At 69.8% G+C, this 23,253-nt stretch carries 19 protein-coding genes, 5 pseudogenes and 1 riboswitch; of the genes and pseudogenes, 12 read left to right on the plus strand and 12 right to left on the minus strand.

The window, feature by feature from the left end; all coding sequences use genetic code 11:
• Positions 1 to 916: 916 nt before the first annotated feature.
• Positions 917 to 2,584, plus strand: a complete 1,668-nt coding sequence (locus HNR07_RS11755; RefSeq protein WP_184360216.1) for an IS4 family transposase — start codon at positions 917 to 919, stop codon at positions 2,582 to 2,584.
• Positions 2,585 to 2,833: 249 nt separating this feature from the next.
• On the opposite strand, the gene HNR07_RS11760 is transcribed toward HNR07_RS11755, so the two are convergent.
• Positions 2,834 to 3,775: an SGNH/GDSL hydrolase family protein gene (locus tag HNR07_RS11760; protein WP_184364999.1), complete on the minus strand. Its 942-nt coding sequence runs from the start codon at positions 3,773 to 3,775 to the stop codon at positions 2,834 to 2,836.
• Positions 3,776 to 4,464: 689 nt separating this feature from the next.
• On the opposite strand from HNR07_RS11760, the gene HNR07_RS11765 reads away from it, so the two are divergent.
• On the plus strand, positions 4,465 to 6,798 hold the full coding sequence (locus HNR07_RS11765; RefSeq protein ID WP_184365000.1) for a hypothetical protein: 2,334 nt from the start codon (positions 4,465 to 4,467) through the stop codon (positions 6,796 to 6,798).
• A gap of 68 nt (positions 6,799 to 6,866) precedes the next feature.
• On the opposite strand, the pseudogene HNR07_RS11770 reads toward HNR07_RS11765, so the two are convergent.
• Positions 6,867 to 7,119, minus strand: a pseudogene (locus tag HNR07_RS11770) (IS30 family transposase); the annotation flags it as partial.
• A pseudogene (locus HNR07_RS36295) lies at positions 7,119 to 7,657 on the minus strand (IS1634 family transposase); the annotation flags it as partial. The pseudogenes HNR07_RS36295 and HNR07_RS11770, both read right to left, overlap by 1 nt.
• A 10-nt stretch (positions 7,658 to 7,667) precedes the next feature.
• On the opposite strand from HNR07_RS36295, the gene HNR07_RS34345 reads away from it, so the two are divergent.
• The gene (locus tag HNR07_RS34345) at positions 7,668 to 7,862 is read left to right on the plus strand and encodes a hypothetical protein (RefSeq protein ID WP_221320137.1); all 195 of its coding nucleotides are present in this window, start codon (positions 7,668 to 7,670) and stop codon (positions 7,860 to 7,862) included.
• Here the strand turns inward: HNR07_RS34345 and HNR07_RS35895 are convergent.
• Positions 7,841 to 7,951, minus strand: a pseudogene (locus HNR07_RS35895) (2,3-diaminopropionate biosynthesis protein SbnB); the annotation flags it as partial. The gene HNR07_RS34345 and the pseudogene HNR07_RS35895 overlap by 22 nt on opposite strands.
• A gap of 81 nt (positions 7,952 to 8,032) precedes the next feature.
• On the minus strand, positions 8,033 to 8,176 hold the full coding sequence (locus tag HNR07_RS34900; protein WP_246420274.1) for a hypothetical protein: 144 nt from the start codon (positions 8,174 to 8,176) through the stop codon (positions 8,033 to 8,035).
• A 408-nt stretch (positions 8,177 to 8,584) separates the two neighbouring features.
• On the opposite strand from HNR07_RS34900, the gene HNR07_RS11785 reads away from it, so the two are divergent.
• The 3 genes from HNR07_RS11785 to HNR07_RS11795 all read left to right on the plus strand — a co-directional run bounded on the left by HNR07_RS11785 (position 8,585) and on the right by HNR07_RS11795 (position 12,033).
• Positions 8,585 to 9,343, plus strand: coding sequence for a DUF2470 domain-containing protein (locus HNR07_RS11785; protein WP_184365001.1), 759 nt, complete (start codon positions 8,585 to 8,587; stop codon positions 9,341 to 9,343).
• 116 nt (positions 9,344 to 9,459) lie between these two features.
• Positions 9,460 to 9,633, plus strand: a riboswitch (M-box (ykoK) riboswitch).
• Positions 9,634 to 9,927: 294 nt separating this feature from the next.
• The gene (gene mgtE, locus HNR07_RS11790) at positions 9,928 to 11,325 is read left to right on the plus strand and encodes a magnesium transporter (RefSeq protein WP_312893763.1); all 1,398 of its coding nucleotides are present in this window, start codon (positions 9,928 to 9,930) and stop codon (positions 11,323 to 11,325) included.
• A complete protein-coding gene (locus tag HNR07_RS11795; RefSeq protein WP_184365002.1) occupies positions 11,326 to 12,033 on the plus strand; it encodes an MgtC/SapB family protein in 708 nt (235 codons plus the stop codon).
• Between the two features lie 92 nt (positions 12,034 to 12,125).
• On the opposite strand, the pseudogene HNR07_RS11800 reads toward HNR07_RS11795, so the two are convergent.
• Both HNR07_RS11800 and HNR07_RS11805 read right to left on the minus strand, forming a co-directional pair.
• Positions 12,126 to 12,224 (minus strand): annotated as a pseudogene (locus HNR07_RS11800) (metal-sulfur cluster assembly factor); the annotation flags it as partial.
• A gap of 830 nt (positions 12,225 to 13,054) precedes the next feature.
• Complete coding sequence (locus HNR07_RS11805; protein WP_184365003.1) at positions 13,055 to 13,207, minus strand: hypothetical protein; 153 nt, start codon at positions 13,205 to 13,207, stop codon at positions 13,055 to 13,057.
• 457 nt (positions 13,208 to 13,664) lie between these two features.
• Here HNR07_RS11805 and HNR07_RS11810 point away from each other — a divergent pair, with 457 nt between their 5' ends.
• The gene (locus tag HNR07_RS11810; RefSeq protein WP_184365004.1) at positions 13,665 to 13,982 is read left to right on the plus strand and encodes a hypothetical protein; all 318 of its coding nucleotides are present in this window, start codon (positions 13,665 to 13,667) and stop codon (positions 13,980 to 13,982) included.
• A 122-nt stretch (positions 13,983 to 14,104) separates the two neighbouring features.
• Positions 14,105 to 14,371, plus strand: coding sequence for a hypothetical protein (locus HNR07_RS11815; protein WP_017611609.1), 267 nt, complete (start codon positions 14,105 to 14,107; stop codon positions 14,369 to 14,371).
• Between the two features lie 6 nt (positions 14,372 to 14,377).
• On the opposite strand, the gene HNR07_RS11820 is transcribed toward HNR07_RS11815, so the two are convergent.
• Positions 14,378 to 15,148, minus strand: a complete 771-nt coding sequence (locus HNR07_RS11820) for a Tn3 family transposase (protein ID WP_312894063.1) — start codon at positions 15,146 to 15,148, stop codon at positions 14,378 to 14,380.
• Positions 15,149 to 15,292: 144 nt separating this feature from the next.
• Here HNR07_RS11820 and HNR07_RS11825 point away from each other — a divergent pair.
• A pseudogene (locus tag HNR07_RS11825) lies at positions 15,293 to 18,259 on the plus strand (Tn3 family transposase); the annotation flags it as partial.
• A gap of 112 nt (positions 18,260 to 18,371) precedes the next feature.
• Here the strand turns inward: HNR07_RS11825 and HNR07_RS11830 are convergent.
• The 4 genes from HNR07_RS11830 to HNR07_RS11845 are packed head-to-tail and all read right to left on the minus strand — an operon-like array spanning position 18,372 to position 21,814.
• The gene (locus HNR07_RS11830) at positions 18,372 to 18,962 is read right to left on the minus strand and encodes a cadmium resistance transporter (RefSeq protein WP_184365009.1); all 591 of its coding nucleotides are present in this window, start codon (positions 18,960 to 18,962) and stop codon (positions 18,372 to 18,374) included.
• The gene (locus tag HNR07_RS11835) at positions 18,953 to 19,468 is read right to left on the minus strand and encodes a signal peptidase II (protein WP_026118040.1); all 516 of its coding nucleotides are present in this window, start codon (positions 19,466 to 19,468) and stop codon (positions 18,953 to 18,955) included. Before HNR07_RS11835 ends, HNR07_RS11830 begins: the two co-directional genes overlap by 10 nt.
• The gene (locus HNR07_RS11840; RefSeq protein ID WP_184365010.1) at positions 19,465 to 21,438 is read right to left on the minus strand and encodes a heavy metal translocating P-type ATPase; all 1,974 of its coding nucleotides are present in this window, start codon (positions 21,436 to 21,438) and stop codon (positions 19,465 to 19,467) included. The genes HNR07_RS11835 and HNR07_RS11840 overlap by 4 nt, the downstream gene beginning before the upstream one ends.
• Entirely contained in the window at positions 21,431 to 21,814 is a 384-nt protein-coding gene (locus HNR07_RS11845; protein WP_184365011.1) for an ArsR/SmtB family transcription factor, read from the minus strand. The genes HNR07_RS11840 and HNR07_RS11845 overlap by 8 nt, the downstream gene beginning before the upstream one ends.
• 43 nt (positions 21,815 to 21,857) lie before the next feature.
• On the opposite strand from HNR07_RS11845, the gene HNR07_RS11850 reads away from it, so the two are divergent.
• From HNR07_RS11850 to HNR07_RS35555, 3 genes are read left to right on the plus strand one after another with little or no spacing between them, the layout of a single operon-like run.
• The gene (locus HNR07_RS11850; RefSeq protein WP_184365012.1) at positions 21,858 to 22,490 is read left to right on the plus strand and encodes a class I SAM-dependent methyltransferase; all 633 of its coding nucleotides are present in this window, start codon (positions 21,858 to 21,860) and stop codon (positions 22,488 to 22,490) included.
• Between the two features lie 5 nt (positions 22,491 to 22,495).
• Positions 22,496 to 23,116 (plus strand): methyltransferase family protein, encoded by a 621-nt coding sequence (locus tag HNR07_RS11855; protein ID WP_017611623.1) that lies wholly within the window; start codon positions 22,496 to 22,498, stop codon positions 23,114 to 23,116.
• Positions 23,113 to 23,247, plus strand: a complete 135-nt coding sequence (locus HNR07_RS35555) for a hypothetical protein (protein WP_017611624.1) — start codon at positions 23,113 to 23,115, stop codon at positions 23,245 to 23,247. Before HNR07_RS11855 ends, HNR07_RS35555 begins: the two co-directional genes overlap by 4 nt.
• The last annotated feature ends 6 nt before the right edge of the window (positions 23,248 to 23,253 follow it).

Raw genomic sequence — 23,253 nt, forward strand, 5'->3', positions numbered from 1 at the left:
TCGCTGCGACGGCGGTTGGCGGCTATCGGGAAACGGGGGAGGAGTGGTCCGGGGGGCCAACGGGCCCCCAAAGGGGCCCAAGGGCCCAACTACCCCGGCCTTCGGCCGGTGCCTCCCCCAGCCCTGCGCACAACGCCTGGCCGTGTCGCGGCCGATCATGCGCCCGGACGGAAAAGCGGCAGCGAAGGCAGCAGGTTCCTCACCTCTGCGCGGACCGGCGAGGCGTGTCGCGGCCGGTCATGCGTGCCATCGGACCAGCCGGTGGAGAGGGTTGGGGTCAGCGCTGTGGTGTCGGCTCCGGGGGAAGCTGGGGTGTCCGTAACCCGCGCCTGGGGGTGTCCGCTGCTTCCAAAACCCCTTCATCCCCGATGATCTTGCTACCAGAAGCGAAATCAGCGCCGAACTTGCTACTGGTAGCAAGATCATCTTTGAAAAAGGGACCGAAACCGTGCCCGGGGGGGCCTGGCGGGCCGCTCACGGTGTTCGCTGGCACGGGTCACCGGCCGCGACACGCGATCCGATCCGCGCGGGCCGGAGGATCCCGCCGTGCTCGCTGCCGCTTTTCGTCGCTGACCTTGACCGGCCGCGACACGCGATCCGATCCGCTCCGGGCTGGGGAAGGCACCGGCCGAAGGCCGAGGTAGTTGGGCCCTTGGGCCCTTGGGCCCCTTTGGGGCCCGTCTACCACCCCGGACCACTCCTCCCCCGTTTCCCGATAGCCGCCAAACGCCGTCGCAGCGAAGCGGGTCAAGGCGGAGCGCCCCACAGAGCGAAGCGCTCCGACCAATGCCGTTTAGTTAGCGCTTCAGGCCAGATGTCAAGCCTGTAACACCACCCGCAACCACCCAGCACAAAGAACGGGACCTCCGATAGAAGCAGGAAATCGACCAAGATCCACCTGCGCCCGGAGGCCCCGTTGCCCGACCAGTATGCCACCACCACAACCTCTGCCACCCGCACGATCACCGTGGCCGCTGGAATCTACGCCCCCGGCCACCTGGGCGAGCTCACCCGCTACCTCCCCTTCGACCTCATCGACGCCGCCCTGGAACACACCCGCACCCAGCAACAACGACTACGCCGCCTGCCCTCACGGGTCGGCGTCTACTTCGTGCTCGCCCTCACCCTGTTCCCCCACCTGGGATACGCCCGCGTCTGGGACACCCTCGTCGCAGGCCTGCACGGCCTACCCGTGCCCCGCCCCAGCCAATCCGCCCTCAGCCACCTACGCCGACGTTTGGGAGCCGGCCCGTTCAAAACCCTCTTCGAGACCCTCGCGGTTCCTTTGGCCCAACCCGCGACCCCCGGCACCCGCTACCGGCACTGGCGCACCGTGGCCTTTGACGCCTGCCACTCGATCAAAGCCCCTGACAGCGAACGCAACCTCACCTGGCTCCGCAAAATCCACTACCAGCAAGGCGTGGAAGGCTACCCCCGCCTGCAGATCACCACCCTGTGCGAGACCGGCACCCGCTCCCTGCTGGGAGCCACCCTGACCCGAGCCCCCAGCGGCGAACCCGACCAGGCCCGCCCCCTGCTGGGCCTGCTCACCCCCCAGATGCTGGTCCTGGCCGACCAGGCCTACCAAGGCAACACCTTCCTGGGCGAGCTCGCCACCACCGGAGCCCAACTCCTGATCCGTTTGCACCCACGCCGCCGCCCCCGGGTGGAAACCCTGCTACCGGACGGCTCCTACCTCACCCACCTGGACGGGCTCAAACTCCGCGTCATCGAAGCCCGCATCACCGCCACCACCCAGGACGGGCAGCAGGCCAGGGGCGTGTACCGGCTGGCCACCACCCTGCTCGACCACCGCACCGACCCCGCCCCACAGCTGCTGGCCCTCTACCACGAACGCTGGGAGATCGAATCGGCCTTCTACTCCCTGCGCCATACCCTGCTGCACCGTCGCGTGTTGCGCTCCCAGGACCCGGTCGGCCTGGAGCAGGAGGTGTGGGCCCTGTTGGCGCTCTACCAAGCGCTGCGCATGGCCATGGTCGAGGCGGTGGAGTCCCGGCCGGGCACCCACGCCGATCGGGCTGGGTTCACCACTGCCCTGAACACCGCCCGATGTCAGGTCATCACTGCCCAGCAGGTGCTGCCCGACGATGACGATCCCGGCCGGGGCGGAAGCATCGTTCAGGCGGTGTTGGACAACCTGCTCCCGGCCCGCCGTGCTCGGATCAGCGCGCGCAAGGTCAAGTGTCCTCAGTTGCGTTACGGCTACGCCGATCCCGAGCGGCCGCTCGCCACCCACCAGGTGCAGAAAGTGGAGTTGGAGATCTTGGCCCCTGCGCCTGGGGCCGTGGTGGGCCCCAAACAGTCCGCAGCTCAACCGCTGGCACCTGGAATCCGCCCTGGTGGGTCCAAGGAGCGCACGATGCGCCTGTTGGGTTCTGGTCCAGACCGAGGTTGGAGCCCGATCGAGGTGGCTCGGGCTTTGGGTTATCCCCATTACCGGAGTCTGGCCACGCAGATGGGCGTGTGGGTCCAGGAAGGGTTCCTGCAACGGATCGCTCGAGGCCGTTACACCCTGGCGCCACGGTGGGCGAGTTCGGGGTTGACAGCTCAGCCTGTCCCTTAACTAAACGGCATTGCCCGCAGCGAAGCGAGGACGTACGACCTTGACGCGCGCAGCGTAGACGGCCACCATCAAGCGGCGGGAAACGGGGGAACCCCAACCACAACCCCAACCCGAACGGCAACCAGAATCACCGGCCCCAGACCCCACACAGACCCCCAGCCCCCGCCCAGACCCCACACCGGAGTTAACCAACGGCATCCGGATGTCAGGTGCGGGCCCCTCGCGGTGTTCGCGTTCGCGGCGTGCCGGTCAGCGCAGGGGCTCGGGGCCCTTGGTGCCCGACGGGCTGCTGGTCGGGGGCGTGTCGTCCGCGGAGTAGTCGTTGTAGTGCGTGTCCGCGCCGACCTCGCGCAGCTGCTCGCGGAGCTGCTCCCGGGTCTCCTCGTCGTGGAGGTAGTCCAGTACGGGGCGCCGGGCCTGCAGACCGTCACCGGAGGAGCGGCCCATCGCCCGGCGGCGCAGCCACGGGACGAGGTACTGACGGGCCCAGCGGCGGCCCTCGCGGCGGCGCAGGATCCGGGGCAGTTGCTGGGGCGGGGTGGCCCACGGGTCGGCCCAGATCTCGGGCGGGCCCATCGGGTGACCGAGCAGGTCGGCGACCCGGGCAGCGACGATCTGGTGGCCGGCGCCGTTGGGGTGCAGCCGGTCGTCGCTCCAGGCCCGGGGGTCGTTGAGGGCGTTGAGCGCCCACAGGTCGACGATCTCGGTTCCGGTGCGTTCGGCCACGGCCCGCATGTGCATGCTGAACACCGCGATGCGTCCCCGGTACAGACGCAGTACGGGGATCCACCCGGTGTCGTGCCCGGCCAGGATCACGACTCGGATACCGGCGTCGCGCAGCTGCCGCACGCCCCACTCGAAGGTCTCGGCCAGTTCGTCCAGGTCGCCCCCGGGGCGCAGGACGTCGTTGCCGCCGCCGAGGACGGTCACCAGGTCGGGCTTCCAGGCGAGGGTCTGTTCGAGCTGCTCGCCGAAGATGTGCTTCATCCGGCGTCCGCGCACGCCGAGGTTGGCGTAGCGGAAGTCCGGGGAGAGCGTGCCCAGGTGGTCCGCGAGACGGTCCGCGAACCCCCGGTACTCGCCGCCGGGGCCGCTGTCGTCCTCCATCCCCTCGGTGATGCTGTCACCGATCGCCACGTAGGACCGGATCAGCTCCGGTCTGCCCACGGGCGCGGCGGCGGGGGGATTCATCTCAAGGTCTGTCACGTCAACCAATCATCCGGATCGACCGTCCCACGCCTGCACAGCGCCGGGGTGCGCGGGAACGGAAGTCTTGGCGGGTCGCGGAGTCCGCTGGCCCGAATGTCCGAGCACCGTCGGCCCCGGGGTCGGCCGCGCGGCGGCCACCCGGACGAGGGTCGCTCGGGCGAGGACAGTGCCCATCCAGCATACCCGCGACCGACATCAGCGCGCCGGGTTTGTGTATGTCGGAGCTCTCCGGCGCCCCTCCTCACCGGAGCCCCCGCCACGAACCGCGCCGGAACAGCGGTGGGTCGTGCCGCGGGAGGCACCGACAGAAACAACGCCCGGCACGGGCCTGATGAGCCAGAAGTCTACTATGAGGTAGATCACAACTCTTGACCGTTTTTTGACGTAGATCTCCTCCGTCACGGTGATCACACGGTGAGGTCACCCCCAGGTATCGGCGGACCGGGGGGCCTGGGGCTACCCATGTGGGCCCGGGGCACGTACGATCTCGGGGAAGTGCTCACGGCACCCCTGTCCCTCGGCCCGCCGTGCCCCCACACGAATCAGCCGAGTCGGTTCAAGACCTGTCCTCCTCCGGGTCAAGGGCGCGTACTGTGGAGCATCGAACCGAAGGCCCGTGCGGTTCCTCCCCAATTCACGTGCAGACACCAGGAGGTCGAGGTCCCCAGCGGATGAACGCCGTCTCTCCGATCTGCCTCGTCGACCTCGCACCCGCGCTGCGGTGGTCGAGGTCGCCGGACGTGGCACCCCTGCTCCACCATGACCGTCTGATCGACGGCTGGTGGCACTCGCTGCCCGTCGCCCGTGTCCTCGACATCGCCGGACCGCCCTGGCTGGCGAACGGTCTGGCCAGACTCGCGGTGGAACAGTGGGGGCACATCGCCCTCTCCGAGTTCCTGCCGAGCCTGCGCACCCAGCCGGTGGACTGTGCCGACCTGGCCGAACCGGTCCGCGGCGCGGTGGCCGCCACCGCCGGGGACTGGGATCGCCTGATCTCGGCCAGCCCCCAGGAGATGCACGGCTGGCGCCTGCCGAACTGCGGTGTCCTCGACATCGTCAGCACGGTCGCCTGGCGCGCCCTGCAGCCCTGCGGTGAGCTGCCCTCCGGTCCCACCCCCTCCCCCGCGCTGATGACCGAGGCCGTGCGCACCATCGCGCACTGGCTCCCCGAGTCCGCGCCCGAGCACGTCCGCAACGCGCTGGACTACCTGAACTCCGCGACCGGGGCGAATGGTTCGCCCGACCTCGCCGAACCTGCCGAGGACGGCACGAACCCGCCACAGACCCCTGCCACCCGCGCGATCCGGACCCTGCGGGCCCTGCGCGCCCAGCGGGACCAGGATCCGGCCTCGGCCGAGCAACAGCTCCCCGCGCCCTCCGCCGCTCCCATGGCCGAGGCCTCCGCCGCGGTCGGCGGCATGGTCAGCTCCGCGGCGATGCTCCCGGGCACGGCCCTGGGCGCCGACACCGCGAACGACCAGGCGCAAGGCGCCGTGTCCGGCGAAGTGGGCGATCTGCGGTCACAGTTCCGCAGCTCGCTCCTGGGCCCCGGCCGCACCCTGCGCCGGCCCAGCTTCAAACGGACCAAGGCGCCCGCCCCGGAGCAGGTGGAGGAGCGCCCCGCGCCGGTCCTGGGCCAGCACCCGCTGGTGGACCAGGTCGAGGAGATGTTCCGTTCCTGGCCCGACCTGGAGCGCACGGTGGCCGCCGAGCGGCTCTTCGCCACGGACCCGATCAGCATCCGCGTGCTCTCCGAGCAGATCGCGGTGGACGTGACCGAGATCCGCGGCGCCCAGCGCAAGGTGGAGGAGCGCCTGCTGCGCTGGCTGGGCTCCCCGGAAGGGGCCGCCGTCACCAAGCACCTGCGGGAACTGTCCGAGCAGCTCGGTTCGGCGACCACCATCGACCGCCTCATCAACGCGCACCCGGACCATCCGGTGGAGGTGCCCACGCTGCACACCCCCCTGTGGCGCGTGATCATCACCCTGTTCACCGACCGGCGCATGCACAACGGCTGGCTCATCGCCGACGACCCCAACCGGCTGCGCTGGCAGACCCGTGAGCTGCTCGGCGACGCCCCCAACCTCACCGAGGCGGGCCTGCGGCTGAGCCGGATCGGCATCCGCCAGCAGGAGCTGCGCGCCTGGCTGCTGAGCACCCCCGGGGTGAGCCTGCGCGACGGGCACGTGTACGTGGACACCTCGGTACCCATGGAGGCGCCCAGCGGCGGCCATGCCCCTGAGGAGCTCGGTGGTGCCACCACCGAGAACGGGCTGCCGATCCGCAAACGCCCCGAGGCGCAGGGCCCCGCACCCGTGGAGCCCGCCGCGCCCGGCCTCGAACCGCAGGGGCACCAGCAAAGACCCGGCCCCGGCCAGGGTGCCTTCCCTCCCGGCCGCGCCCCCGCGCCGATGGCTCAGCCCCATGTCCCGGCCATGGCGCACCCGGCCCCGGCCCGCCCCGGAGCGAGCGACCCGGCTCTGTCGGCCCGCTGCTTCCGCGCCCCGGACGGGCGCTGGTGGCACCGCATCGACATCACCGCCGACCACCTCAACGGCGCACCGGTGGCCGTGCCCACCGGCTACGCCACCCACCTGGGCCTCCAGCCCGGTCGGCTGCTGTGCCTGACCGCGCCCGGCGCGGACCTGCTGGTCCTGGTCTGGCGTGACCAGCCCGCCTTCGACTCCCTGCGGCCGCTGCTGCGCCGCCAGGCCGCACAGCCGGGCGACCGCATGTTCATCACGGTCTCCGGCGACCGTCTGGACGCGCGCAAGCTGCCCGCGGGCGATCTCAGCGCGCACCCGCCGGCCGCCCGTGCCCTGCACCTGATCGGCTACACCGCCCCGGCCGCCCCGGACGAGGCGCTGCGGATCCTGTCCAGGCGCATCACCGACAACGGCGACGAGTCCCTGGCCGACCCCCAGGCCCTGTTGGACGCCTTGTCCCTGCGCGGGGACGACGACATCGCCGGGGAACTGCGCTCGGCCATGTTCGCCACGCACTAGCCAGCCGGACACACGGAGGGGCCGCACCGGAACGTGGTGGATTCCAGGAGTCGTCGCAACACGTGAGGTCAGTTGCTCGTCGAGAGCAGCTTAGCGAGACGCCCGGCTGGGGTACCCCAGCCGGGCGTCTTGCGCGGGCGCCCGTTGAGCTGGACGGCCACGGCCTGCAGGTGCCCGCTGGTGTGCACCGACAAATCAGTGCTCTTGGGAAAGTACTGGCGGAGTAGCCCGTTGGTGTTCTCGTTGGAACCACACTGCCAAGGGCTGGCCGGATCGCAGAAGTAGACCGGGATGTTCAGTGGCAGTGGTGAACGCCTGGTGCGCGGGTAGCGGTTCAGACCGGGCTTGTCGGCGATCTTCCCGCGCAGCTCGCCCCCGCTTGGAAACGCTGAGGGCATCGCTGCGGGCGATCAGCTCCTGAAGGTGGGTCACGAGCTGTTGGCGCATGTGCGCATCACGCTCGGCCGCCTGGGGGGTTGCGGCAGATCACGAACCGGTAGGTGTCGCTGATGCGCACCTCCTTGACCCGCATGTTCTACCCGATCTCGGTGTAGCGGCCCTGCCTCGACAGGGCGGCCTTGACCTCGGGTGATCCGGAGCGTAGCTTCTCACCGATGACGCAGGCGTGATCGCCCTGGCGCGGGTAGCGGCGGTTGGCCTCGGAGGAGAAGCCGCGGTCGGTCACCCACACGATCTTGGACAGCGTCGCCTCGTGCATCTGGTCCTCGACCTGGCGGATCAGCGTCTGGTCGGAGGCGTTGCCCGGCCAGCACCACATCCGCACTGGGATTCCCTCCCGGGTCACCGCCATGCCGATGACGATCTGCGGCAGGTCATCGCGCGAGTCCTTGGACTTGCCGTCGAGAGCAGTGCCGCGCCACCCCCTCAAGGGCCGCGTCCTGACGCTCGCGCTCGGCGGCCACCGCGGAGCGGAGTTCGTCGAGTGCCGCCCGCGCCCGACCCGGGTCCGCCAGGAGGCGCTCAGGCGTACGGCCGCCAGGGCCGCTGAGGCGGCCGTGCGCGCCGCGCTGATGATCGAGCTCTCCAGGCAGGCGAAGGGGTAACCGGTCTCGGCGTCGTTGAGGATCAGTACCGCTGATGCCCTGGGGATTCCGCTCCCGACGTTCTCCGGGAAACTCGATATCCACTTGATCCCGTGTACGCGGTCCTGTCCTCACAGCGATGCCGGGAGGGCGGTAATCCGCGACGGGGGCCGCGCGGGAAACCGGAGGAATTAGGAGTCCGGGTTCACGGTGTCCCCGTCATCGTGGCTGAGGTAGCCCTTCTCCACCGTGCGGGTGACCAGCCCTTCCTCCCCTTCGAGGACCTCGGCGACTTCGGAGCCGGAGATGACGGAGAAGTCGGGTAGGCGAACCATCGAGCTGGTCTCCCTGTATAACCGGTGCGTTTTGTTCGCGCCCCCTCATCCGCGTCCTGACGGCACGACGGGTCCGCGCGAGGAGACACTTGTTCGGTCGACACCCTAAAGCAGGTGACCCCAACAAAAAGGGACGACACATAGGCCACAATTGCCCCTTGCTCCACATCCACCCCAAGGGTTTCAACCCACACACTGTCAACAGTTATCTATCTGGATGAACATTCGCTCCATCAACCAAGAACGGAACAAAGACGAGCGCGTTCGAGAGTACTTTCACCTCCGCCGACACCTCCGCCGAGACCTTCGCCGGGAACCCGAAAAGCCCACTCCAAGGCGACTCTGCGCGCCCCGGACTGTTGCCCAGGTCAACCCATCATGTAGGTTAGGCTTACCTAATAGATTGAGGTGGTCCTCCTGCTGCCGTACCCGAACTCCCTCACGCCCTCCCCCGCCGAACGGGCGCGCTCCGTGCTCTCCCGCCCCAACCCGGCCACGGTGACCAGCGCTGAGGTCTCCCTGCACCTGACCGGGGCCGTCTGTCACACCACCTTCGAGGGCGAGGTCACGCTGTTGGTCCCCGACCAGCACCGCGTCCTGGCCGAGATCGGCGAGGGCAGCCTGGAGGCCACCGTCGAGTTCACCGACACCGCCCCGGTGGACCTGCGCGACCCGACCCGCTCCCTGCTGTGGATCAGCGGCGACCTGTCCGTCCCCCCGCTCTCGGAGGCCCGCGACCGCGCGCTCTCGGTCCTGGCCGACGACGCCGACGAACGCCTGCTGGACCTGGGCCACGGCCGCACGATGGTCGTCATGAACCCCCATCTGGTGGTCCACTCCGACCAGGAGGGCTGCCACCTGCTGCACCCGGAGGAGTTCACCGATGCCGCCGCCGACCCCTTCGGACGATGGGAGGGCCCCTGGCTGCGCCACCTGGAGGAGGACCACCCCGACGTCCTGTGGGCCCTGGTCACCCGCTGCGGCACCCAGCTGCCCCCGGGCCGCCCCCGCCCGCTCGGCGTGGACCGCCACGGCCTGCGTCTGCGCCTGGAGGGCCCCGACGGCGACCACGACGTCCGCATCCCCTTCCGCAGGCCCGCCCGCACCCCGCACGACGTCGCCCACGAGGTCCAGGAGATGGCCGGACTCGACCAGCGCCAGCACTGATGACGGGCGAGGAGGCCCTGGAGCACCCGGCCCGAGACAGGCGCGGTGTGGTCGTGGAGCCCGGCGCGCATTGGACTTTTCCTGGAAAGTCGGTTACCTTCGGGGCGCATCAACAGCAGGTGTCCCGTTAGGTGAGGCTCCTGCGTGCGTATGCGTCCGCTGCCCAAAAAGGTCGAGAGACCCCAATGGGTCAACTGGTCCTGCCGAATCAAGGCTTGACCTAACGCGGACCGGGACCACCCCGGTGGCCCCTAGGCACGCAGTGCTGAAGCTCGACATTGGGAAAGTACCGGTGCGTAGCTGCCCGGTGCCCTCACTCGAGCCCTCAGGCCTCCCGTCGGGAGGTCTTTTTCGTGTGTACGGACGACGGCGTAGGGAGGTGAGGGCGATGCCAGGTCGAGAACCCGATTCCACCAGCGGCGATTCCGAGCCCGGTCACAGTACCGGGCAACGCCACCGTGGCCGATCCACACCCCCGGCGGCAACCATCCGGCGCACGCCCCCACCCGAACACATCACGTACTCCACGCCCTGCGCGACAGACGCGGCGACGCTGCCCTGACGTGCCCTTCGGGTGGGCCGGTGTGCCCTCACCCGAAGGGAACGACCCCGTGCACACCATGCTCACCGAACGCCTGCGCAAGCGCGAGCTCACCAGGGCCAAGGAAGCCCTGGCCGATCTGACCCCCGACGAGGTCGTGGTCATGCTGCGCCTGCTGCCCCCCACCGAACACGTTCTCGCCTTCCGGCTCCTGGACAAGGACCGGGCCGTGGAGGTCTTCGACCTGCTGGGCGAGGACGAGCAGGTCCGCCTGCTCCAGGCCATGACCGACTCCGAGGCCGCCACGACCCTGGCCGAACTGGACGTGGACGACCAGGCCCGCCTGATCGGTGAGGCACCCGCCGCCGTGGCCCGCCGCCTGCTGGCCTCGATGACCTCCACCGACCGCGCACGTGTCGGTGTACTGCTGGCCTACCCCGAGGACAGTGCCGGCCGGATGGCCAACCCCTCCTACCTGGCCGTGCGCCCGTACTCCCTGGTCAACGAAACCCTGGGGCTGATCCGCCGCTCCCGGCTGGGGCCCGAGGACGTCACCACCGTCTTCGTCACCACGGCGGACCGCCGTTACCTGGGTCTGATCAGCGTGGCCGAGCTGGTCAAGGCCGAGCCCTACGCCGAAGTGGGCTCCCTGGCCCGTCTGGCCGAGGTGTCGGTGTCCACCACCGAGGACGCCGCGGTCGCCGCGCGCCTGCTCCAGCGCCGCGACCTGGGCGCGCTGCCGGTCCTGGACTCCGAGAAGCGGCTGGTCGGTTCCTTGACCTTCGACGACGCGATGGACGCCCTGGACGACGACACCTCCGAGATCATGTACCGCAAGGCCGGGATGGGCGACCCCGCGCACGCCAAGGAACTGCTGCGCAGCGAACGGCTCACCAGCGGGAACATCCTCTACCCGGTGCGGGTGCGCATCACCTTCCTCATGGTCACCCTGGCCGGAGGACTCGCGGTCGGCGGGCTGATCGAGCAGTTCGAGGACGTGCTCGCCGCCGTCGTGGCGGTGGCGATCTTCGTGCCCCTGATCATGGACATGGGCGGCAACGTCGGAACCCAGTCCACCACGATCTTCGCCCGCGGCCTGGCCCTGGGCCACATCGACCCCTCCCGGTTCGGACGCCAGCTCTTGCGCGAGGTGCGCGTGGGTTTGGTGATGGCGGTGATCATCGCCTGCATCGGCGGCGCCGCCGCCTACTTCTGGCAAGGGGCGCCCAACGACATCCCCATGCTCGGCGTGGCCGTTGGCCTCTCACTGTTCACCTCGGTCACCCTGGCGACGTTCCTGGGTTTCGCCCTACCGTGGCTGATGCTCAAGCTCGGACTGGACCACGCTCCCGGAGCTGACCCCTTCATCACCACGATCAAGGACTTCACCGGGCTGGCCGTCTACTTCGGACTCGCCGGACTCCTGTTGGGGGTGGGGTAGATGCTGGAATGGTGGGAGTTCGCCCTCAGGCTGGGGTGCGCCTTCATACTGGGCGCCCTGGTGGGAGTCGAGAGGCAGTGGCGCGCACGGATGGCCGGGCTGCGCACCAACGCGCTGGTGGCCGTCGGATCAGCCCTGTTCGTGCTGCTCGCGGTCAACACGGTCGACGAGGTCAGTCCGACACGCATCGCGGCCCAGGTCGTCTCGGGAATCGGGTTCCTGGGTGCGGGCGTGATCCTGCGCGACGGGATCAACGTACGCGGTATCAACACCGCGGCCACGATCTGGTGCGCCGCGGCGGTCGGAGTACTGGCGGGAAGCGGCGTCTACCTGGGCGCGTTCATGGGGGCGCTGGCGGTGGTGGCCGCCAACGTGGTCCTCCGCCCGATCGCACGCAGGCTGGAGAGCCGTCCAGCCGACGCCACCAGCGAAGTCCTGACCGGATACCGGCTGCGCGTGGTGTGCAGGGACGATCAGGAGGCGCACGTACGGGCCCTGCTGCTCCAGGCCCTGTCGGGCAGCGGATTCGTCCTGCGTTCCCTGGACAGCCGCCATCTGGAGGAGGACCGGCACATGGTCACCGTCCAGGCCGACCTGACCGCGACCGGCCGGCAGGACGCGGTACTGGAGCAGGCCATCAGCAGACTGAGCCTGGAGCCCGGGGTCAGCGCCGTGCACTGGAAGGTCGTCGAGGAGCCCTTCCTCTGAGGTTGCCTCCTCTGGCGCACCTGCGGCCGGTAAGAAGGGCCGGGACCCTGGGAGTCTTCCCAGGGCCCCGGCCCTTACCCACGCTGATCAGGTCAGACGTTGAAGCCCAGCATGCGCAGCTGGTCCCGGCCGTCGTCGGTGATCTTGTCCGGACCCCACGGCGGCATCCAGACCCAGTTGATCTTGACCTCGGGATCGCCCAATATGCCTCTTACCTGACCATACGTGGTGACGGTGATCCGGTGTGGACCAAATACCGCACAGGATCCCGCACAGTGCCCGGAAACGATGCGCGGAGTGGTTCGCTCTGGAGATGATGGGTGATCACGGGTGATGTCCGATTCTGAAGTCAAGGGCGCATGGACAGCGATGGCGGGTGTGCATCCGGGAAGTACGGGTCGATCAGCCCCAGCAATAGATGGCCAGCAGCAGGCCCCGGCACATGCACCAGTCTGGGTTCGGATCGGGTCGGGCATGACAATGATCATGATCTCGTGTATGACCGAGGGCACGGACAGAGCTGTGTGACCGAGGGCACGGACAGAGCTGTGTGATCACCCGTGGCTGGTCCTGACGACATCGAGCCAGGGCCAGACCGCGCATGCTGGGTATGAGGTCGGGTCAGTCGCCTCCCCGACATCGGTGCGTGATCGACTCAGCTCGGTCGGGGTCAGTCTCAGTGCTTGGTGACGACTCAAGCTCAGGCCGCCGTGGCTGGTCGGGACGATGAAGACCGCGGCGAACATCGCTCGGCGCAGCTGCTGCTTCTACTGGCACAGAATCCGCGAGTGGGTCGACGAGAACGATCCCGAGAATGCATGACCGCGCACAATCGTCTATCGGAATCTGCGCCACTACGCAGCGACGAAGTGGTTCCACGAAGAGCTCGAGGAGTCGTGGGAGGTCGTCGCGCAGTACCTCAGGGACAAGCTCGCCACGGTCCTCAACCACTACGTGCGCGTCGGGGAGGACGCCCTGCGCGACTCGGTGCGCAAGCTCGACGCGATGTAGGGGGTCCGGGTCAGGCGTTGTCCTCGCCGACGACGAGCATCGGGCCGTAGTCCTCAAACTCGGCCATCGGCTCGTCGTAGACCTCGGCGGAGGTGGCCTCGTCGTAGGCCTCGGCCAGGCTCGCGCCGTGCGCGCCGAGAATGCCTTCCCAGTCGAATCCCATACCTTCGAGGCTATCCGAACTCTGCGAGCGCATCCGCGACTTGGGCGAGGACCTCGTCGGCATGGGCGTGGTTTTCGGCTCTATGCTCGCGCGTGCTCGCTCCGACCGCCCACCGCAGGGTCAGCAGACTGGTCCGCGGCCTGGCGAAGCTGCGGGCGATGTGACCGAGGCGGAAACGGCCGCTGCTGCTCGACGACGCCGTGAGGGTCATCGCCGCGATGCACCACGACGTCTACCCGGCAAGCGTATCGACCGTTCGCGACGCCCTGGCAATCTGGCTCGACTTCGCCAGCGCTCTGCGACGGTCAGAGGCCACGGGCCTAGCGGCCAAAGGCCTCGAGCTCCACCGAAGCGAGGGGGTTCACGACAGGGTGGGGGCGCCACAGGCCGACCAGGACAACCCCGACCCCGACGTCGTCGTCCTTCCCTTCAGCAGCGCATAGAGCACGTGCGCGGTGTGCGTGCTCCACCGCTGGGCCGGGCCGCCCTGCTCGTCGCCGACGGCACCCGGCGAGCAACGATGCGGCTGCTGCTCGGCCACCAACTCGACGAGCACATGCACGGCAGAGATGGCGGCCCAAGCCTCCTCAGCAACGCGGACCTGGCCTTGTCCTCTCCCCTGCTGCGGGCGACCTACCGGAATCGGAGGTCGGCGGCCATCCACGGCCGCGGCATCACCGGCGAAGCCCTGCACAGGTGCTGCGCACCAGCAGCGCCGAGGCCGACATGGACCCGGACGTCTACGACTTCCACTCCCTGCGAACCGGGCACGTGACCCAGGCCAGGCGCAACGGTGCGAGCCCGGAGGAAATTGGGGTCCGAGTAGGAACGGAACGGTGAGTCCCGGCAACTGTCACATCTGTTGACACCCGTGGCGGGGCACACCACCCTGTCGGCATGGACGGTGACGCGGTGGCCTTCGTCAGAGCCGACGTGGAACGGGTGTGCGCGGAGTTCGCCCACCTGGCCCCGGCGGTGCGGTTGCGCAAGCTCGCCGAGCTGCGAGCCGCCCTGGATGGGGCCCTCGATCAGGCGACGGTCGCGGCGATGGGCGACGCCCGGGCCGAAGGGTGGGGGCTGCGCCGGATCGCGGCGTTCTCGTCCGTCTCCCACGAGCAGGTACGGCGCACCCTCGCAGCAGCGGGCGAGAACACCGCGGGATGAGAGGCCCTACTGGCCGGGGCGGGGTGCGCGCAGCGGGCGCAGCCGCCCGGCACCGATCTCGGGAGCGAGCTTGAAGTTGTAGCGGCCCAGCATGTTGAGGTGTTCGCTGCCCAGAGGGCTGAGGCGGGCGATGTCAGCGGCGTGCACCCGGGTGCCCTCGGCACGGATCTGCTCGATAGCGCGGGCGGTGTAGACGGTGTTCCACAAGATGACGACGTTGACCATGAAGCCGAGCGCGCCGAGCTGGTCCTCCATGCCCTCACGGTAGCGCTGGCGCAGCTCGCCCTTTTGGCCGTGGAAGATCTTACGGGCCAGGGTGTGGCGGGATTCTTGCCGGTTGAGCTGGGTGTTGACCCGGCGCCTGAGGAGTTCGTCGTCGAAGTAGGAGGCCAGGTAGATCGAGCGGTCCAGGCGTCCCAGCTCCATCAGGGCCCGGCCGATCGGGGTGGGGGTGCCGCCTCCGGCCAGGTAGCGGAACAGTTCGCTGGCCTTGACCGCCCCGGAGCGCAGGGAGGCCGCCACCCGCAGCAGTTCGTCCCAGGAGTCGGTGATAAGGCCGGTGTTGATCCGGGTGCGAGTGAGGTTGTTGAGCGGGCCGTAATCGGCCGCGGGGTCGGTGCGGTACAGCGTCGCTGATCCGGCGTCGGCCAAGCGGGGGGAGAACTGCCAGCCCATGAGGCGGAAGATGCCGAAGGCGATCTCGGAGGCCCCGGCGGTGTCGGAGGTGATCTCGGTGGGGCGCAACGAGGTCTCCTGCTCCAGCAGCCCTTCGAGGATGTAGGGGTGTCGGTAAGGAGCGTGTCACCAGGTGCCAAGTAACCCGCGAGTAACTTACGGGTTCTCCGGACAACCAGCCCCAGCGCCCCGGAAGATCGTGGATAGCCGGGCGTACCGCTCGGCCAGGGACACGAGCGGGCAGGGGACGGTCGGGTGGCGCGTGATCTGGACCTGGACGAACTCCTCGACGCCTTCACCCTCACCGCCGACGAGTTGAGGCTGCTGCGGAACAAGTCCGGGGCGACCCGGCTCGGGTTCGCGCTGACCCTGCGTTTCCTGCTCTGGCGCGGCCGGTTCCCGCGCGGCCGCGGTGAGGTGCCCGACAACGCCGTCGTCCACGTGGCCAGGCAGGTCAAGGTCGAGCCTTCCGAGATCGCCTTCTACGACTGGCAGGGGCGTTCGGCCAAGCGGAACCGCACCGAGATCCGCGAGTTCACCGGCTTCGGCGAGTGCTCGGTTCCCGACGCCGAGAAGGTCACGCTGTGGTTGGCCGAGAACGTGTGCGACCAGGAGCGCAACCCCGACCGGGTACGCCAGCGCCTGCTGGAGCACTGCAAAGAGGAGCTGATCGAGCCGCCGGAGAAGACCCGCATCGAGCGGATCGTGCGCTCGGCGCTGAGCCAGGCCGAGGATCAGATGATGGCCCGCGCGGTGGGCGAGGTGCCCGCCGAGGTCGTGGAGCGGATGCTCACGCTGATCGGTCAGGCCAGCGACGACCCCGACGAGGCGCCGGCGGCAGGGGAGGGCCCCGAGGTGTATGCGCGGATCAAGGACGCCCCGGGCAATGTCAGCCTCAAGACGCTGATCGCGGAGAAGACGAAGCTGGAAGCGGTGCGCGCTGTCGGGGTGCCGCACCGGGCCTTCGCGCGCCTCCCGGCCACGATGGTGGCCGCGTGGCGGGATCGGGCGGCGGCCGAGGCGCCCTCGCACCTGCGCGGCCACCCGCACCAGATCAAGGTGTGCCTGCTGGGGGCGCTGCTGTTCTCGCGCGAGCGGGAGATCACCGACACCCTGGTCGATCTGGTGATCTCGACCGTGCACAAGATCAACGCCCGCGCGGAGAAGGTCGTGACCGAAGAGTTCGTCCGCGACCTCAAGCGGGTCTCGGGCAAGGAGGACATCCTCTTCCGCATCGCCGAGGCCTCCGTGGGCTCGCCCGAGTCGCTGGTGCGCGAGGTGGTCTACCCGGCCGCCGGCGGCGAGCAGACGCTGAAGGACCTGCTGGCCGAGTTCCGGTCCAAGGGCACCAGCTACCGCCAGCACAAGCAGCGCGTGTTCAAGTCCTCCTACTCCAACCACTACCGCGTGGGGCTGCTCCAGCTCCTGGACGTGCTGGAGTTCCACTCCTCCAACGACGTGCACCGCCCGCTGGTCAAGGCCCTGGAGCTGATCTGCCGCTACCGGGAGGTGGCCAACAACCGCCCCTACTACGACGCCGGTGAGCACGTCCCCGTCGACGGGGTCATCCCCTTCGAGCTGCGCGAGCTGCTGCACCGCACCGACCAGCGCGGCCGGTCGCGGGTGCTGCGCACCGTGTACGAGTGCGGGGTGTTCCAGAGGCTGCGCGAGCAGTTGCGCTGCAAGGAGATCTGGGTGGTGGGCGCGGACCGGTGGCGCAACCCGGATGAGGACCTCCCGGCCGACTTCGCCGACAAGCGCGTGGAGAACTACCGCAAGCTCAACCAGCCCCTGGACCCGGATGAGTTCATCTCCCGCCTGCACGGCGACATGGTGACCGAGCTGGCCGGGCTCAATGACGCGCTGCCCCGTCTGGGCTGGGTAGAGGTCGCCGAGCGCAAGACGGGGGCGATCAGCCTCTCCCCGTTGGAGGCGCGCGCCGAGCCGCGCAACCTGCGCAGGTTGAAGAAGGCGGTGCGCGCCAAGTGGGGTGTGGTCCCTTTGCTGGACATGCTCAAGGAGACCGCGCTGCGCACCGGGATGCTGGAGGCGTTCACCGGGGTCGGCACCCGCGAGGCCATCACGACTGAGGAGCTGTGGGAGCGCCTGATCCTGGTGATCTACGCCTATGGCACCAATACCGGGCTGCGCCGGGCGGCCGCGGGCGAGCACGCCTACTCCGAGGACGACCTGCGCTACATCCGGCGCCGCTACTTCACCATCGAGGGGGCCCGAGGCGCCGCCCGCGCGATCGCCAACGCGACCTTCGCCATCCGCTCGGAGGCGATCTGGGGGCAGGGGTCGACCGCGGTGGGGTCGGACTCCACGCATGTCAAGGCGTTCGACCAGAACCTGTTCACGGAGTGGCACTCGCGGTACGGGGGCCGGGGGGTGCTCATCTACTGGCACATCGAGGAGAGGTCGATGGCCGTGCACTCCCAGTTGCTGTCGTGCTCGGCCTCGGAGGTGCACGCCATGGTGGAGGGGGCGATGCGGCACGGCACCTCGATGAACGTGGAGGCCAACTACGTCGACTCCCATGGCCAGTCCGAGATCGGGTTCGGCATCACCCGGCTGCTGGGGTTCAAGCTGCTGCCGCGCATCAAGCAGATCAACCGCGTCAAGCTCTACCAGCCCGACCGCGGCGACCTGGAAACCTACCCGCTGTTGCGTCCGGCGATGACCCGGCCGATCCGCTGGGGCCTGATCGCCCAGCAGTACGACCAGATGATCAAGTACGCCACCGCGATCCGGCTGGGCACCGCCTCCACCGAGGCGATCCTGCGCCGCTTCACCCGCAACGCCTCCCACCCCACCTACGCGGCGATGCTGGAGGTGGGACGGGCGGAAAAGACCGCGTTCTGCGCGCGTTACCTGCGCGACCGCGACGTGCAGTACGAGGTGGGGTCGGGGCTGAACGTGGTGGAGAACTCCCACGGCATCCACGGCGAGATCCTCTACGGCAAGACCGGTGAGCTGTCCTCCAACCGGCGCGAGGAGCAGGAGCTGACCATGCTCGCCCTGCACATCCTGCAATCGTGCCTGGTGTACGTGAACACGCTGATGCTCCAACAGGTGCTGGCCGAACCCGAATGGGAGAACGCGCTGACGGCCGAGGACCGGCGCGGGCTCACTCCGCTGTTCTCCTCGAACATGAACCCCTACGGCGACATTCGCCTGAACATGGGCAACCGCCTGGCCCTGGGCGGCTGAGACCGAGACCAGGACCGCGAGACACTGGGGGCTCGCCCGGTGGAGGAGCGCAACCACCCTGCACGTCAGCGCGGACGGCGTCCGAACCGGGTGCGGGAGTCGGCGGGCGTGCCTACAGTCCGAAGGCGCCGCCCTCGACGAGGATGATCACGCCCAGGACGATGAGGACCAAGGGCAGCAGGATGTGGCCCCAGCGGCTGAGCGCGCGGGCGATGGGGGCGCGGGTGGCCAGGAACTTGCCGGCCGCGCACAGCACACCGACCAGGATCAGAAAGACCGTCGCGTAGACGGCCAGACTGGCGTAGCCGACGGTGACGAAGACGGGGACGTAAACGCCGATGTTGTCGCCGCCGTTGGCGAAGGTGACGGTGGCGACGGTGAGCAGGGCCGGGCCGTTGTCGCTGTCGGGGGCCTCATCGTCGTCATCGCCGCGCCACAGTTTCCAGGCCGCGCGCAGGCCCAGCAGCAGCGGCAGCAGCCCGAAGTAGGCGCGCACCTCCTCGGGCAGGAAACTCGCGCCGAAGGTGGCGGCCAGCGCGGTGACCAGGATCGCGATGAAGCCCAGGTACTGCCCGGCCACGATCTTGGCGGTGGCCCCGCGCTGCCCTGCGCCTTGGGCGAAGAACAGCGCGAGCACCACGATGTCGTCGATGTTGGTGAGGGCGAACAGGCCGGCCGCCTGGGCGATGATGATCAGGTCCACGGGTCGGAGTCCTTACCGGGCGGTGCCGGTGCGCCCTGGCGGGCGGACGTGAGCACGAGCAGTACCGCCCCTGCGACGATGAAGGCGTCGGCGAGGTTGAAGGTGGGCCACCAGCCGCTGTGCAGGTAGTCGGTGACCACACCGTCCAGGCCGCGATCGATGAGGTTGGCCAGCGCACCGCCCAACATCCCGGCCAGACCGACGCGGCCCGCGAGCGGGGTGGTAGGGGCGGTGCGCCAGGCGTAGGCGGCCACGGCGGCGGTGATGAGCCCGGTGAGGGCCACGATGACCCATGTGGGCATGCTCGCGCCCAGGCTGAAAGCGACGCCGGGGTTGTAGGTCAGGCGCAACTCCAGCAGCCCCAGGAGTTGTGGTCCGGGCCCGCCGGTCAGCCGGTCTTCGGCTAGGGCCTTCAGGGCCAGGTCGGCGGCTGTGAGTGTGAGGGCGGCGGCCAGCACGCCCCAACGGGGGAGCGTGCCGGCCGCAGTCGGTGTCGTCGGCCTCACGCCGTCGCCCCCGCACGCTCGCGTGGTGCGGCGGTGGCGGGACCACCGGGAGCCAGTCCCAGGCGGCGGGTGCGTCCGGCGCGGATGCCGTTGCCGATGACCACGACCTCGGCCACCTCGTGCACCAGCACGACCGCGGCCAGGCCCAGGATGCCGAACAGGGCCAGGGGCATCAGGCCGATGATGATGGCCAGCGACAGTCCCACGCTCTGCCACATGATGACCCGAGAGCGGCGGGCGTGGCCCAGGACCTGGGGCAGGTGGCGCAGGTCCTCGCCCATCAAAGCGACGTCGGCGGTCTCGATGGCCACGTCGGTGCCCATGGCGCCCATGGCGATCCCGAGGTCGGCGGTGGCCAGGGCGGGTGCGTCGTTGACGCCGTCGCCGACCATCGCCACCGGGCCGTGTTCGCGTAGCTGGCCGACGATGCGGGACTTGTCCTCGGGGCGCAGCTCGGCGTGCACGTCACCCGGATCGATGCCCGCCTGGGCGGCCAGGGTGGTGGCGGTGGCGTGGTTGTCGCCGGTGAGCATCACCACCCGGTAGCCCGCACCGCGCAGGGAGGCCACGACCTCGCCCGCCTCGGGGCGCAGCTCGTCGCGCACCGCGATGGCGCCCAGCAGCGCGCCGTCGTCCTCGACCAGGACGGCGGTGGCCCCGGCGTGCTGCATCCGCTTCACGTCCCCGGCCAGTGGGTCGGCCTCGATCCAGCCCGGTCGGCCCAACCGGACACTGCGGCCGTTCAGGGTTCCGGTGAGCCCGGCTCCGGTGACCGCCTCCACGTGCTCGGCCCGCTGGGGTGCGGGGGCGGCGGCCAGGATGGCGCGGGCGAGGGGGTGTTCGCTGCGCTCCTCCAGCGCGGCGGCCACCGCCAGTACCTGCTCTGCGGTGTGGCCGGGCGCCGGGGCGGTTTCGATGACGGCCGGGCGGTTGCGGGTCAGGGTGCCGGTCTTGTCCAACGCGACGGTCTTGACCCGGCCCATGGCTTCGAGGGCGGCGCCGCCCTTGACCAGGGTGCCGTGCTTGGAGGCGGCGCCGATCGCGGCGACCACGGTGACCGGGACGGAGATGGCCAGCGCGCAGGGGGAGGCGGCCACCAGCACGACCAGGGCGCGTTCGATCCACATCAGCGGGTCACCGAAGAGCGCCCCGAGGGCGGCGATGAGGGCGGCGGCGATCATCACCCCGGGCACCAGCGGTTTGGCGATCTTGTCGGCCAGGCGCTGTCCGGCGCCCTTGCGGGACTGCTCGGCCTCCACGATGGAGACGATGCGGGCCAGGGAGTTGTCGGCCGCGGTGGAGGTGACGGTCACCTCCAGGACGCCGGTGCCGTTGATGGAGCCGGCGAACACCTCGTTCCCGGGTCCGGCCTCGACGGGGACGGACTCGCCGGTGATGGCCGAGGTGTCCAGGCTGGTGTGCCCGGAGGCGATACGGCCGTCGGTGGCCAGGCGCTCCCCGGGGCGCACCACCAGCGTGTCGCCCACGACCAGCTCGGCCGGGTCGACGGTGCGCTCGGTTCCGTCGCGCAGCACTCTGGCCTGGTCGGGGACCAGGTCCAGCAGGGCGCGTAGGCCGCGGCGGGTGCGGGCCACGGAGTACTCCTCCAGCCCTTCGGCGATGGTGTAGAGCACCGCCAGCATCGCGGCCTCGCCCACCTCACCCAACAGCACGGCGCCAACGGCGGCGATGGTCATCAGCGTGCCCACGCCGATCCTGCCCTTAGCCAGGCGGCGCACGGTGGAGGGGACGAACGTCCACCCCGCGACCGCCAGCGCGGCGGCCTTGAGAACCAACCCCACCAGGTCGCCGGCGCCGACCCAGCCCGCGCCGTACCCGGCCAGCAGCAGCGCCGCGGCGACGGCGGCGAAGCGGATCTCGCTCACCTGCCACAACGCCTCCGGTTCGTGCTCTTCGGCTGCTTCCCCTGCGCGGGGCTCCTCGCCACCGCATCCGCACGCGTCACTCACCGCGCACCTCCGTCATCGTCGTGCTGTCGGTTCCGTAGTTGGGGCACAGTGCGACCGCGCTGCCGGTCGCGGCCAGCAGGATCTCGGCCGAGGCCAGCAGGTCCAGCAGCTCGGGGCGGGTCAGGGAGTAGAACACCTGCCGCCCCTCGGGACGCCCGTCGACAAGGCCGCAGTCGCGCAGGCACGCCACGTGCTTGGAGATCGTGGACTGGGCCAGTCCCAACTGTTCCACCAGGTCGGACACCCGCGCCTCGCCCTGGGCCAGGCGGCGCACGATGGCCAGCCGGGTGCCGTCGGAGAGACTGTGGAAGAGGGCCTCGGCGGCGCCTATGCCCGCGGTTGTGGCTTGGCATCCATCCGTGCTATTCATCGTCATATAGCGATCATATCCCATGTTGGCGATGTTGAAAGGTGTGGGCATGCTCATGAACCGCGTGGAGTCGGCACTGATCGACTCACCGCCCCGGCGCCTGCTCCAGCACTACGAGGCCGCAGTGCTGGTCGAACTGGGCGGGCGCACGCCAGGCGCCCACACCGCCGAGCTGGGATGCGGACCCGGATACGGCACCAAACTCATCCTGGACACCTTCGGCGCCGCGTCCGTGGACGCCGTGGACCTGGACCCCAAAATGCTGGCCAAAGCACGGCGCCGCCTTCAGCGCCACGGCGAGCGCGTCTACCTCGCGCGCGGCTCGGCCACCGACCTGGCCGCCGCCTTCGGCCCCATCGACGGCGGAAAGGACGCCTCCTACGACGCGGTGTTCGACTTCGCGATCATCCACCACATCCCGAACTGGAGAGAGGCCCTGGCCGAGGTCGCCCGCGTTCTCACACCGGGTGGCCGGTTCTTCTTCGACGAGGTCACCGCCACCGCCCTGGCCCGCCCCACCTACAAGGCCCTGTTCGACCACCCCACCGCCGACCGGTTCAGCGCGGGCGAGTTCCTCGCCGAGCTGCCCCGCCACGGCCTGCACATCGGCGAGAACTGGCGCACCCGCATCGGTAGCGACTACCTCCTCGGCGTCGCCACCCGCACCCAAAAGGGCAGGTGAGCACGATGGCCATCACCGCACTGGTGCTCTACGGCGTCTTCATCGTCCTGACCGCGACCAAGACGCAACTCCAACGACGCCACGGCACCGACACCGGGATCCGACGCCCGGCCAGCCCGCTGGCCTGGGCCGCCCGACTCCCGCTCGCACTGGGCAGCCTGGCCACCGGCGTCGCCGCACCCATCGCCGAACTGGCCGGCCTCACGCCGCTGCCCGGCCTCGACCAGCCCGCCCTGCGCACCGCCGGCGCGGCCCTGGCCGCCCTGGGCGTGGCGGGGACCTTCGCCACCCAGCTCGCCATGGGCCAGGCCTGGCGAACCACACCCGATGAGACCGAACGCCCGCACCTGGTGACCGGCGGCCCGTTCCGCATCGCCCGCAACCCCATCTACACCGCCTACACCGCGATGTCGCTGGGCCTGGCCCTGACGGTCCCCAACCCCATCGCCGTACTCGGCGCAGCCGCCGTCCTCATCGGCGTTCAAATGCAGGTCAGGGCGATCGAGGAACCCTACCTGCGGCGCATCCACGGCGCCGCCTACTCCGGTTACGCCGCGCGCACCGGCCGTTTCCTGCCCGGGATCGGCCGCCTCACCGACCACACCACCACGAAGGGACCCCGATGAGCGGCTGCTGCACCCCGAGCGACCAGGACCCCACCCCCGAAGAAGAGCGCACCGGCACGATCGCGCTGGTCCTCGTCGTGGCCATCAGCGCCGCCACCCTGGTGGTCGTCGGCGCCTTCCTGCTGTCCTAGGGCACG

The sequence above is a fragment of the Nocardiopsis metallicus genome, assembly GCF_014201115.1.
In the GTDB taxonomy this organism is placed as follows: domain Bacteria; phylum Actinomycetota; class Actinomycetes; order Streptosporangiales; family Streptosporangiaceae; genus Nocardiopsis; species Nocardiopsis metallicus.

Coding starts and splice junctions, on each gene's coding strand:
- HNR07_RS11760 (WP_184364999.1), bottom strand. CDS start 3,775: ATGAATCCCCCCGCCGCCGCGCCCGTGGGCAGACCGGAGCTGATCCGG.
- HNR07_RS11765 (WP_184365000.1), top strand. CDS start 4,465: ATGAACGCCGTCTCTCCGATCTGCCTCGTCGACCTCGCACCCGCGCTG.
- HNR07_RS34900 (WP_246420274.1), bottom strand. CDS start 8,176: ATGGTTCGCCTACCCGACTTCTCCGTCATCTCCGGCTCCGAAGTCGCC.
- HNR07_RS11795 (WP_184365002.1), top strand. CDS start 11,326: ATGCTGGAATGGTGGGAGTTCGCCCTCAGGCTGGGGTGCGCCTTCATA.
- HNR07_RS11805 (WP_184365003.1), bottom strand. CDS start 13,207: ATGGGATTCGACTGGGAAGGCATTCTCGGCGCGCACGGCGCGAGCCTG.
- HNR07_RS11815 (WP_017611609.1), top strand. CDS start 14,105: ATGGACGGTGACGCGGTGGCCTTCGTCAGAGCCGACGTGGAACGGGTG.
- HNR07_RS11845 (WP_184365011.1), bottom strand. CDS start 21,814: ATGACGATGAATAGCACGGATGGATGCCAAGCCACAACCGCGGGCATA.
- HNR07_RS11850 (WP_184365012.1), top strand. CDS start 21,858: ATGCTCATGAACCGCGTGGAGTCGGCACTGATCGACTCACCGCCCCGG.
- HNR07_RS11855 (WP_017611623.1), top strand. CDS start 22,496: ATGGCCATCACCGCACTGGTGCTCTACGGCGTCTTCATCGTCCTGACC.
- HNR07_RS35555 (WP_017611624.1), top strand. CDS start 23,113: ATGAGCGGCTGCTGCACCCCGAGCGACCAGGACCCCACCCCCGAAGAA.